General features: G+C 73.5%; 9 protein-coding genes and 1 pseudogene. 6 read left to right on the plus strand and 4 right to left on the minus strand.

From position 1 onward, the window contains the following. Both ACFU7Y_RS29225 and ACFU7Y_RS29230 read right to left on the minus strand, forming a co-directional pair. A pseudogene (locus ACFU7Y_RS29225) lies at positions 1 to 774 on the minus strand (hypothetical protein); the annotation flags it as partial. 211 nt (positions 775 to 985) lie between these two features. Beyond that, on the minus strand, positions 986 to 1957 hold the full coding sequence (locus ACFU7Y_RS29230) for an LPXTG cell wall anchor domain-containing protein (RefSeq protein WP_380770191.1): 972 nt from the start codon (positions 1955 to 1957) through the stop codon (positions 986 to 988). Positions 1958 to 2358: 401 nt separating this feature from the next. On the opposite strand from ACFU7Y_RS29230, the gene ACFU7Y_RS29235 reads away from it, so the two are divergent. Further along, positions 2359 to 3555 carry a M64 family metallopeptidase gene (locus tag ACFU7Y_RS29235; RefSeq protein WP_380770192.1) on the plus strand — a complete coding sequence of 399 codons (1197 nt, stop codon included), beginning with the start codon at positions 2359 to 2361 and terminating at the stop codon, positions 3553 to 3555. Between the two features lie 62 nt (positions 3556 to 3617). Then, positions 3618 to 5021: a nitrate/nitrite transporter gene (locus ACFU7Y_RS29240; protein ID WP_380770193.1), complete on the plus strand. Its 1404-nt coding sequence runs from the start codon at positions 3618 to 3620 to the stop codon at positions 5019 to 5021. A 176-nt stretch (positions 5022 to 5197) separates the two neighbouring features. Here the strand turns inward: ACFU7Y_RS29240 and ACFU7Y_RS29245 are convergent, their stop codons facing one another. After that, positions 5198 to 6019, minus strand: coding sequence for a maleylpyruvate isomerase family mycothiol-dependent enzyme (locus ACFU7Y_RS29245; protein WP_224282860.1), 822 nt, complete (start codon positions 6017 to 6019; stop codon positions 5198 to 5200). A 174-nt stretch (positions 6020 to 6193) separates the two neighbouring features. On the opposite strand from ACFU7Y_RS29245, the gene ACFU7Y_RS29250 reads away from it, so the two are divergent. The 3 genes from ACFU7Y_RS29250 (at position 6194) to ACFU7Y_RS29260 (ending at position 8910) form a co-directional block, all read left to right on the plus strand. Beyond that, a complete protein-coding gene (locus ACFU7Y_RS29250) occupies positions 6194 to 6991 on the plus strand; it encodes a carbon-nitrogen family hydrolase (protein ID WP_380770194.1) in 798 nt (265 codons plus the stop codon). 150 nt (positions 6992 to 7141) lie between these two features. Further along, positions 7142 to 8146, plus strand: a complete 1005-nt coding sequence (locus ACFU7Y_RS29255) for a GntR family transcriptional regulator (protein ID WP_380770195.1) — start codon at positions 7142 to 7144, stop codon at positions 8144 to 8146. A 116-nt stretch (positions 8147 to 8262) separates the two neighbouring features. Further along, positions 8263 to 8910 (plus strand): hypothetical protein, encoded by a 648-nt coding sequence (locus tag ACFU7Y_RS29260; RefSeq protein WP_224284654.1) that lies wholly within the window; start codon positions 8263 to 8265, stop codon positions 8908 to 8910. Between the two features lie 10 nt (positions 8911 to 8920). On the opposite strand, the gene ACFU7Y_RS29265 is transcribed toward ACFU7Y_RS29260, so the two are convergent. Then, a complete protein-coding gene (locus ACFU7Y_RS29265) occupies positions 8921 to 9706 on the minus strand; it encodes an SLATT domain-containing protein (protein ID WP_224284655.1) in 786 nt (261 codons plus the stop codon). Positions 9707 to 10073: 367 nt separating this feature from the next. Here ACFU7Y_RS29265 and purD point away from each other — a divergent pair, with 367 nt between their 5' ends. Beyond that, positions 10074 to 11321 (plus strand): phosphoribosylamine--glycine ligase, encoded by a 1248-nt coding sequence (gene purD, locus ACFU7Y_RS29270; protein WP_224284656.1) that lies wholly within the window; start codon positions 10074 to 10076, stop codon positions 11319 to 11321. The last annotated feature ends 50 nt before the right edge of the window (positions 11322 to 11371 follow it).

Below are 11371 nucleotides of genomic sequence, written 5' to 3' on the forward strand. Positions count from 1 at the left end.
GGGGGCAGGGGCGTTGGCCTTCGGGGCCTCGGCGGCCGGGACGGCCGGGACGGCGTCCTTGGTCCTGTCGGCGACGGGCTCGGCGGGCTCGGCGGCCTTGGTGGGCGTCGGCTTCGGCTTGGCCGGGGTGGTCGGCTCGGCGGCGGCGGTGTCCTGGGGGTGGGTCACCTTGACCGGCTTGAAGCCCGAGTTGCCGGGCCCCTGGGAGCCGGCGCTCTCGGTCGAGGCCAGGAGGTTGATCGTGGTCACGCCGACGGGGGTGCTGGGGGCCAGCGAGTACCGGAACTTGAAGGTCACCGAGCTGTTGGCGGCCATCCGCTGGCGCTGGGAGCCGGTGACGTCGATGACGCGGGAGCAGCCGTCCTGCAGCTGGAGGTTCTTCCACGCGCCGGTGTAGTCCTGGAACTGCACCTTGACGTCCTTGGGACGGGCCGCGGCGCCCGAGCCCGGGGTGACGAGGCCGAGGAAGGGCTCCATGCCGTGGGCGTCCTCACCGGCCTTGTTGGTGACCTTGAGGGAGACCTCGTTCCAGCTTCCGTCCGCGACCACCGAGGACTTGGCCGAGGTGATGGCGGTGTCGGGAGAGAGCCCGGGCACGTTGGTCGGAGCTTCGTACGCGCCGGTGACCCGGTAGTCCCCGCAGGCCCAGGCGGTGTCGGTGGCGAGGAGCTGGACGCCGCCGGCAAGGACGGCAGCGGCGGCGACGGTGGCGAGGCGGCGGCGGGAGAGCGCGCGGTCGTTCTTCGTAAAACGGGTGATAACGGGCATGCGCATGACGTGACTCCCCAGGGTCATCGTGCTGATGGTGTGAGTGGGTGAAGGCGACCGGCCCCGCTCCTGTCGAGCGGAAGCGCCCCCCGGCTCTGCCGGTCTCGCTCTCCGTGCCTTCACCCGTATGGACGTGCATCCCCGACGGGGGTTGCAGGCAGTTCTCGAATTTCTCGCTCGACGGGGCCGAGGGCTGCTCGGCTCCGTCGGCCGTCGGTCAGTGCTGGCGGCGCAGTCGGCGCACGGCGAACAGGACGCCGGCTCCGAGGGCGAGGAACGCGGCGGAGGTGAGGGCGAGGAAGGTGTTGGTGGACGAGGAGCCGGTCTGGGCCAGTTCGGGGGTGCCGGCGGGCGCCGTGGTGGCGGGGGCAGGGGCGTTGGCCTTCGGGGCCTCGGCGGCCGGGACGGCCGGGACGGCGTCCTTGGTCCTGTCGGCGACGGGCTCGGCGGGCTCGGCGGGCTCGGTGGCCTTGGCGGTCCTGGTGGGCGTCGGCTTGGGCTTGGCCGGGGTGGTCGGCTTCGCGCTGGGAGCGGGGGCGGTGGTGTGCACCACGCGGAAGTCGCGGGACTCGCCGCCCTTCTCCGGGAAGCCGGGGGCCCCCGCGGAGGCGACGAACACGAGGCTGGTCATCTCCCTGGGCGCCTTCGCGGAGAGCCCCACCCGGAACAGGAAGTTCGCGGCCCGACCGTTCTCCAGGCGCGGGGTGGTGGTCGCCGGGGACGCGACGGAGTACAGCGACGGGTCGCAGCCGCCGTGGACCAGCTTGACCGGCTTCCAGCCGCCCGCGGAGGCGACCTCGACCGTGACGTCCTTGGCCTCCAGGCCGCCGGCGGCCGGGTTGTAGATCCCGAGCAGCGCGGAGATGTTCTGGTACGGGGCGCCGGTGAAGTTGGTGACGCTGACGCCGACCTCGACCTTGGGGCCGCCCGCGGTGATGGTCTGGTTGCCCGGGGTCATGATGAACCCGGCCTGGTAGGAGCCCTGGTGGTCGGCGGCGGGCGCCTCGGCAACGCTCGCGGTGGTCTTCGCGTGGGTGGTGGTGGCGCTCTCCCCGCAGGCCCAGGCGGTGTCGGTGGCGAGGAGCTGGACGCCGCCGGCGAGGACGGCGGTGGCGGCGAGGGTGGCGATGCGGCGACGGGAGAGTGCGCGGTCGTTCTTCTCAAAACGGGTGATAACGGGCATGCGCATGACGTGACTCCCCAGGGTCATCGTGCTGATGGTGTGAGTGGGTGAAGACGACCGGCCCCGCTCCTGTCGAGCGGAAGCGCCCCCCGGCTCTGCCGGTCTCGCTCTCCGTGCCTTCACCCGTACAGACGCGCATCCCCGGAGGGGGTTGCAGGCGAGTTCCGAAAAGTTTTCGGGACTCTTCGGCGGGCTTCGGGGGGCCACTCAGGTGGTGGTTGGTATGACATGAATGATCCGGAAGGTCCGGATCGTTGGGCCAGGTCGGTGACTTTTACGCGGCCGGATAGGGGAGCCCCATCGGTCAGGGTACGTCTCCGCTCCACCACCCGGGCGACGCCGGGTGACCGGAGCCCGGAGGACGCACCCGTATGCCGCGTGGCAACCCTGGCCGTCTCGTCCGGAGTGTGGCCGCACTCGTGCTGGTGTCCGTCGCCGCCCTCCCTGCCGCCGTGGAGCTGGCCGGCCCCTCGCCGTTCGGCGTGATCGGGCCGGGGGCGCCGGCCGACCGGGCGGTGCCGCCGCACACGGCCCTCCGCGCCGACCGGCAGGCATCCGAGGCCGCCCCGACCGTCGACATACGCCGCACCGGGGACCCGGCCAACCGGATCACCCTGGTGCTGCTCGGCGACGGCTACACGGCCGACGAGCAGGACCTCTTCCGGCAGCAGGCCGACAGGGCCTGGCACGCGCTGATGGACATCGAGCCCTTCCGCACCTACCAGGGCTTCTTCAACATCAGGCGGGTCGAGGTGGTTTCCCCGGTCTCCGGGATCGCCGAGTCCGAGAGCCGCGGCCGCAAGACCGCCACCCCGCTCGGCATGCACTTCTGGTGCGAGGGCACCGCCCGGCTGCTCTGCGCCGACGAGGCCACCACCGCGCGGTACGCGGGCACCGGCGCCGGGCCGCAGTACCTGATAGCGCTGGCCAACTCCGCCGAGTACGGCGGCGCCGGCGGTACCGGGGTGACCACCCTCGCGGGCGGCAGCCCGGACGCCGGGCGGATCATCCAGCACGAGATCGGGCACACCGTGGGGGATCTCGGCGACGAGTACGACAGCGCTCCTGACGACGCCGACTACCCGAACCTCGCCACCCTCAACGCCGACGACATGCGCAGGAAGCAGACCAAGTGGTGGCGCTGGCTCGGCGCCGAGTCCCCGGACGGGGCCGGCGTGATCGGGGCGTACCGCAGCGTCAACGGCCTCTACCGGCCCACCCAGGACTCGGTGATGCGCACTCTGGGCAGCGCGTACAACCTCCCCTCGCGGGAGGCGATCATCGAGGAGCTGTACCGCAAGGTCCGGCCGACCGACGACCCGATGCCCGCCCCCGGCGAGGTGGCCGGGCGGCCCCGGCTCGACGTCCGGCCGCTGCCGCTGACCGGCCCGCGGCAGCTGAAGGTGGAGTGGACGGTGGACGGCGTCCCGGTGACGCCGCAGCCCGCCGACGACTCCTGGCTGGACACCGCCCGGCTGGAGCTGGCCCCGGGCCGGACGGCCACCGTGACGGCGACCGTCCGGGACACCACCGACTGGGTGCGGGACGAGGCCTTCCGGGAGCGCTACATGACCCGCTCGGTGTCCTGGACGCTGACCGGCTGACGCCCGGTTCGCACCGCCCGGATCTGGGCGTCCAATCATGGGATGACTAGTCTGGTCGGACTATGACCGTGGAGCCCGATCGTTCAGCCCCGTCCCTGTCCGTCCCCGCTCCCCGATCCACGGCCGAGCCCCCGGCCGTCCCCACACCTGTGCCTGTGACCGCACCCGCGCCCGCACCGCCCGGCGGTCGTGCGGCCTGGCTGGCCTGGTCCATCGGCGTCAGCGTCTACATCCTGGCCGTCATCCACCGCACCAGCCTCGGCGTGGCCGGACTGGACGCCGCCGACCGCTTCGGCATCGGCGCCTCGGCGCTCTCCACCTTCTCGATCCTCCAGGTGCTGGTCTACGCGGCCATGCAGATCCCGGTCGGCCTGCTCGTAGACCGGTTCGGGCCGCGCCGGGTGCTGCTGCTCGGTGTCCTGCTGCTGAGCGCCGGTCAGCTGGCCTTCGCGTTCAGCTCCGCCTTCGGCCCCGCGCTGGCCTCTCGCGCCGTGCTCGGCTGCGGTGACGCGATGACCTTCATCAGCGTGCTGCGGATCGCCGCCCGGTGGTTCCCGGCGGCCCGGAACCCGTTCGTGGCCCAGCTGACCGGCCTGGCCGGGATGGGCGGCAACCTGGTCACCACCGTGGTGCTCGCCCGGGCGCTGCACAGCGAGGGCTGGACGCCCACCTTCACCGCGATCGCCCTGCTGGGCGTGGTGGTGTTCGCGCTGGTCGCGCTCTTCCTCCAGGACACGCCGCCCCACCAGGAGCCCGCCGTACGGCCCGACCCGGTACGGGCGGATGCGGTACGGCCCGACGCGGTACGGGCGGCGCGGCCGAAGGTCGGCCGGCAGGTCCTCGCCTGCTGGCGGGAGCCGGGCACCCGGCTCGGGCTCTGGATCCACTTCACCACCCAGTTCCCCGGCAACGCCTTCGGCCTGCTCTGGGGCCTGCCCTACCTGGTGCAGGCGCAGGGCATGTCCCGGGCCGGGGCCGGCGGGCTGCTGACCCTGCTGGTGCTCAGCAACATGACCTTCGGCTTCGTCTTCGGCCGGCTGCTCTCCGCCTCGGCGCGGGCCCGGATGCCGATCGTGCTGACCGTCGTCGTGACCACCGCGCTCGGCTGGGCGCTGGTGCTGGCCTGGCCCGGCGGCCATCCGCCGACCTGGCTGCTGGTCGGGATCATCCTGGTGATGGGCAGCAACGGACCGGCCTCGCTGGTCGGCCTCGACTACGCGCGCGCCCGCAATCCCGCGGAGCGGCTCGGCACCGCCTCCGGGATCGTCAACATGGGCGGCTTCATCGGCACGATGATCACCCTGTTCGGCATCGGCGTGCTGCTGGACGCGCTCTCCCCGGACGGCGCCGGCGCGTACTCGGCCACCGCCTTCCGCTGGGCGTTCTGCTGGCAGTACGTCCCGTTGGCGGTGGGGACGGCGATGATCCTCAGGCTGCGGCGGAAGGTCATGGCCACAAACCCGTAGGGCTTCCCACCTGCGGAAACGCGGTATGCCTCACGTGAAGTGAGGCATACCGAGCGCATATCGACGGTTCGCCTGTTCGAACGGGTGAGGTGTCGGCGCCGGATTGACGCACGGACGCACGGGTCGCGCCGACCCGGCGCGCGCTGGTGCGTGTACGCCGGGTGGTGCCCGCCGGCTCAGATGGTGACCGAGAAGTTGGCCAGCACCCGCTCGGCCAGTTCCCGGTCGCCCTCGACGGAGACGTGGCCGGCCCGGCCGCGGCCGCAGGCGAGCCGCAGGTAGGTCTCCCAGCCCATGGTGAGCTGGACGTCGGGGGCCAGGCTGATCGACTCGTCCACGGTGCAGTGGCCGGTGGCGTCCACCCGGACGGTGCGCAGGAACTCCACCGGGCCGGTGACGTCCAGCACCAGGGTCGTCCCGGCCGGGGCCCCGGCCTTGGTGGCGACGGCCTTGGGCAGCAGCTCCAGCAGCAGGTCCCGGGTGATCAGGGCGGCCGGGGCGTCCAGGTTGCCCGGGGTCTCCAGGGCCCGGCGCAGGTCCTGCTCGTGCACCCAGACGTCGAAGGCCCGCATCCGCAGCAGCTCGTGGTACGGGACGTCCCTGGCCAGCGGCCCGGCCGGCCAGCGCACCGGCTCCTCGGGCGTCTGCTTGGCGTTCCGCAGCGCCCGGGAGCGGCGGATGATCGTGTACTCCAGCTCGCTGGTCATCTCCAGCGCGGTGTGGCAGCGGCGCTTGTCGACCGGCAGTTCGATGTAGCGGGCGAACTCGGTGGTCACGTGACGGAGGTCACGCGGCAGCGAGTGGATCGGGCGCGGGTCGCCGAGCAGGTCGGACTCGACCGCGATCACATGTGAGACGACGTCCCGGACGGACCAGCCCGGGCACTCGGTGGCCCGGTTCCAGGAGTCCTCGGGAAGGCGGGCGACCAGCTCCGATATGGACTCGATGGTCTGGGTCCACGCCTCGGTGTAAGCCTGCACGGTCTGGTTGTCCGTCACGGGAATCTCCGGCCCTCCGTCAGCTTCCTTGCCGCCTGTGCCCCGCCGTCACGGCCGACCGGGATGGTCCGGCTTTCCGGGCGCACACGCTAACCGCACGTTACGCTGCCGGGAGACAGCTGGGCAGCGCTTTCGGGTGACGATCGTAGGTCTCTTGCCGTGGACGGTGGTACTGTGCGCGCTTCATTGATCCAATTCGCGGTTTCCGACGTGGAACCGCCCGCCGAGCGGAGGGCTCGGGCGGCGGCCCTGGTGCGGGCTCAGCAGGGCGCCGATCTGGTGGTGCTCCCGGAGCTGTGGCCGCTCGGCGGTTTCGCCTACGACCTCTGGTCGGACGGTGCGGAGACGCTGGACGGGCCCACCTCGGACGTGATGTCGGCCGCGGCCCGGGCCGCCGGGGTCTGGCTGCACGCCGGTTCGATCGTCGAGCGCGATCCGGACGGGCCGATCTACAACACCTCGCTGGTGTTCTCCCCGGACGGGGAGCTGGTGCACACCTACCGCAAGATCCACCGGTTCGGCTTCGACAGCGGCGAGGCGGTGGTGATGGGTGCCGGGCAGGAGATCGTCACCGCGCCCACCGACTTCGCCACCCTGGGCCTGGCCACCTGCTACGACCTGCGCTTCCCGGAGCTGTTCCGGGCGCTGCTGGACGCCGGCGCGCAGCTGCTGGTGGTCCCGGCGGCCTGGCCGGCCCGGCGGCGCGAGCACTGGACGCTGCTGGCCCGGGCCCGGGCGGTGGAGGAGCAGGCCTTCGTGCTGGCCTGCAACACCGCCGGTACGCACGCCGGGGTCGAGCAGGCCGGGCACAGCATCGTGGTGGACCCATGGGGCCGGGTGCTGGCCGAGGCGGGGGCGGGCGAGCAGGTCCTGACGGTCGAGTTCGACCCGGCCGAGGTGGCGAAGGCGCGGGCGGAGTTCCCGGTGCTGCGGGACCGCCTGCTGGGGATCCCGGCGCCGGTCCAGCGCTGAGCCGGGGAGGGGCCGGGGCGCGGTGGACGGCGTTCCGGGAGGGTTGGTTCGTACCTGGGCCGGTCGGGTTTGAGAAGATGAGCACTCGTCGTGTTCCCCGCCGGCCCGTACGAGGGCCGGCACGGTAGGCCGCCCGAGGAGGTCGCGCCCATGCCTGACAACGGCGCAGGCGACACCCCCCGCCCCGTCATCCACCGCAACAGCCTGCGCGAGCAGATCGCCGGCGCGCTGCGCGAGGAGATGATGGCCGGTCGACTCGCGGCCGGCCGCAACTTCACCGTCAAGGAGATCGCCGAGCTGTACGGCGTCTCCGCGACCCCGGCCCGCGAGGCCCTGGTCGACCTCGGCGCGCAGGGTCTGCTGCGGGCCGAGCACCACCGCGGCTTCACCGTGCCCGAGCTGGGCTGGGACGACTTCCTGGAGATCTTCGAGTCCCGGGTGCTGATCACCGACAGCTTCCACCGCCAGTACGCCACCCGCCGCGCGCTGCCCGACCTCAGCCGGCTGCCCTCGCTGCACCGCCGGGCCGACGCGGCGGTGCGGGCCGCCCGGGCCGGCAACCTGGACGTGATGGTGGGCTGCGACCGCCGGTTCTGGCAGGAGGTCGGCGGGCTGCTCGGCAACCGCCGGATCGCCGACTACCTGGACTGGCTGCGGGTGCAGTCCTGGATGTTCGCCGCGCCCTACCTGCGGGAGCTGCCCGTGCTGGGCGGCGTCTGCTGGGAACGCCACCCGGACCTGGTCGAGGCGATCGAGGCCGGCGATCCGGCCGGTGCGCACCGGATCATCTGCGAGTACAACCTGTACACCGTCCGGCTGCTGGCCGGGCTGGCCGGGCGGTCACTGGAGTCGGTGACCGTCCTGGGGCTGCTCACCGAGGCCGTCGGGGAGGAGCCGCCGGCGGCGCCCGTCGAGCCGCCGCCCGCGTCGGCGGCCCCGCCGGAGCCGGCCGCCGGGCCCGGCGCGGGACGCGTCGAGCGGAGCCGCCGCAGCGACGAGGTGGGCCGGGAACTCGGCCGTGAGCTGGGCCTGGGCCTCGGCCTGGTGCCGCAGCCGCGCGTGACGCCGTACGGCCGGTTCGGCCGACGGCTGCCCGGGCCGCCGCCGGAGGCCCCGCGGGGGCGGCCCGACCCGCACGCCGCACCGGGCCGGTAGGGTGGCGGGCGTCGTTACCGGGCGCCCCACGAAAGGGCCGTCAGGGTACCGACCCAGCCCCCGTCGTCGCCCCGTCTCCGCGGGCGATCCCCGCCTCCGGAGAGGAACTGCCGGTCATGGCCTGCGACCTCTGGCTCGTCCCGCTGGTGGACGCGCTGAGCCACAGCCCCGACAACCCCTTCCGGGACGACCTCACGCTCTACAACTCGGTCCTGGCCTCACGCGGTCTGCCCGAGGTGCCGGTCTACCGGTTCGTCCCGGGCATCAGCGGTGCGGTCGAGCCGATAGCCGCGTTCGACTACGACTCGCTGCACTTCCTGCGCCGCGCCTACCTGTTGGGCCTCACCGGACTGGACATCACCCCGGTCGACGCGCTCGGCGGCGACTACGAGCAGCTGCTGGAGATGTTCGAGAGCAGCGCCGAACAGTCGCACCTGGTCTGGCACTTCGACCACGCCGGCGCGTACGTGCCGGTCGAGTTCGCGGTGCCGCTGGTGGACGACACGCTGCTCGCCTCCGGCGGCCCGCTCGGCTCCAGCCACGGGCTGCTGCGCGAACTCCAGGCCGTCGCACCGGCGCTGGGCATCGACCCGTTCAACCCGCCGGGCCCGACCCGGCCGCTCGGCCCGACCGGCCTGGAGCAGCCGTTCGGGCCGCCGATCGACGACGTCCACCCCTTCGCCCGGGAGCGGCACGCCTGGTCGGGCCTGTACGCGGCGGCGACCAGGAGCGTCACCCAGGGCTCGATGATCGTCTTCGCCTGACCTCCGGGCACTACCGCAGCGGCCCCTCCGGCGGCCGCTGGCGCGGCATGGTGGGCCGGGTGCCCGGCGGCGGCAGCACCCGCACCTGGGCACCCACCCCGGGCTCGCTGCGCCCGCCCCAGGCCCCGCCGGACTGGGTGGGCAGCTGGGTCATCGAGGCGCGGAACTCCAGCATCCACTCCGAGGTCTCGGAGCGGACCATGTCCGAGACGTCCTCGCAGAACCGGCGCAGCACACCCAGGCAGCGCTCGGCGGCCTCGCCCGCGGTGCCCTCGGTCGGGCCGAGCACCTCGCGCACGCACTCCGACGCCCAGTCGAACTGGAAGGCCTCCAGGCGGCGTTGCAACGCCTGCCCGGTGGAGACGTCCCGCATCCAGCCGGAGGTGAGGCCGAAGACCCGGTCGGCGGCCAGGCAGGTGGCGGAGAGTGCGAAGCCGACGTAGCCCCAGCTGGTGCCGTGCGCGAAGGCGCCGGCCAGGTCGACCAGCGGGGCGACCACCCCGCCCGCCGCGAAACCGGCCGCGCCGAACCTCAGCAGGCGCGCCCAGCGGCGCTTCCAGATCCGGTCCCGGCGGTACCACTCGATCGCCTCGACCGCCCGCTCCTCGGACCAGCGGTAGAGCTCCTCCAGCCGTTCGGCGGGCTCGCCCCAGTCCCCGAGGGGGAACTGGCGGGTGCTCAGATCGGCTCGGTGGCGGATGGAGGCTCGTCGGACGACGGCGGCGGCGGGCTGGTCCTCCTCACCGATCTCCTTGCCCCAGGCACTCTCCTCGGGCTGCATTTCCGGCTGGCTCACCTGTGGGGCTCCCTGTGGCGGGCGGACTGCTGGGTCTGTCGGCGCAACGGCTGACGTGGTGTCCGCCGGTGGTTCTCCAACAGCACTTCTTACCGCCAAATGGCTGACCGTGGGGGCGCTTCTCCGTTGATCGTTACTGGTTTCGGCCACCGGAACCCGAGGTGGGCGGGTTGCGGGGGGCGGCGAGATTTCACCCGTCCGAGCGAGGGTCCGGTGACCCGGAGTCGTGACCCGACCACCCACCGCCGAACCGGCCCGGCCGGGCTTGGAGGATCCTCCGGCGCGCCCGGCGTACGGGGCTCTTCCCCCGGAGGATCCGACGGGACCGGAGAGCGGCCGGAACAGGCCACCGACTACGCTGCCAGGCGTGAAGGTCCTCGTCATCGGCGGCGGCGCCCGCGAACACGCCCTGTGCCGCTCTCTGTCCCAAGATCCCGCAGTGACCGAACTGCACTGTGCCCCGGGCAACGCCGGGATCGCACAGGTCGCGGCGGTCCACCCGGTCGACCAGCTGGACGGTGCGCAGGTCGCCGCGCTGGCCGGCCGGCTCGGCGCCGGCCTGGTCGTGGTCGGTCCGGAGGCCCCGCTGGTCGCCGGTGTCGCGGACGCCGTCCGCGCGGCCGGCATCCCGGTGTTCGGCCCGTCCGCCGCGGCAGCCCGGCTGGAGGGCTCGAAAGCCTTTGCCAAGGACGTGATGGCCGCGGCCGGCGTCCCCACCGCCCGCTCCTACGTCTGCACCACCGTCGCCGAGGCCGCCGAGGCGCTGGACGCCTTCGGCGCCCCGTACGTGGTCAAGGACGACGGCCTGGCCGCCGGCAAGGGCGTCGTGGTCACCTCCGACCGCGAGGCCGCGCTGGCGCACGCCGCCGCCTGCGAGCGCGTGGTCATCGAGGAGTACCTGGACGGCCCCGAGGTCTCGCTGTTCGCGATCACCGACGGCACCACCGTCGTCCCGCTCCAGCCCGCCCAGGACTTCAAGCGCGCACTGGACGGCGACGAGGGCCCCAACACCGGCGGCATGGGCGCCTACTCGCCGCTGCCGTGGGCGCCCGCCGGGCTGGTCGAGGAGGTCCTGGAGAGCGTCCTCCAGCCGACCGTGGACGAGCTGCGCCGCCGCGGCACCACGTTCTCCGGCCTGCTGTACGCGGGCCTGGCACTCACCTCTCGCGGCACCCGGGTGATCGAGTTCAACGCCCGCTTCGGCGACCCGGAGACCCAGGTCGTGCTGGCCCGGCTGCGCACCCCGCTGGCGGGCGTGCTGCTGGCCTCCGCCGACGGCACCCTGGACCAGCTGGAGCCGCTGCGCTGGGACGAGGGCGCGGCCGTCACCGTGGTCGTCGCCTCCGAGGGCTACCCGGCCGCCCCGCGCACCGGCGACCCGATCGAGGGCCTGGCCGAGGCGGAGGCGGACGGCACCGCGTTCGTGCTGCACGCCGGGACGAAGGCGGGCGAGGACGGCCGGGTGCTGAGCGCCGGCGGCCGCGTCCTGTCGGTCACCGCCACCGGCGCCGACCTGGCCGAGGCGCGCGAGCGCGCGTACGCCGCGGTGGACCGGATCTCCCTCAAGGGCGGCCAGCACCGCACCGACATCGCGCTGAAGGCGGCCACCGCCTGAGGCGTCGGCGTCCGCGCCGCCCGCGGCCCCCGTGCGAACCGCTCGCACGG

Source organism: Kitasatospora sp. NPDC057542, from assembly GCF_042801945.1.
GTDB lineage: Bacteria > Actinomycetota > Actinomycetes > Streptomycetales > Streptomycetaceae > Kitasatospora.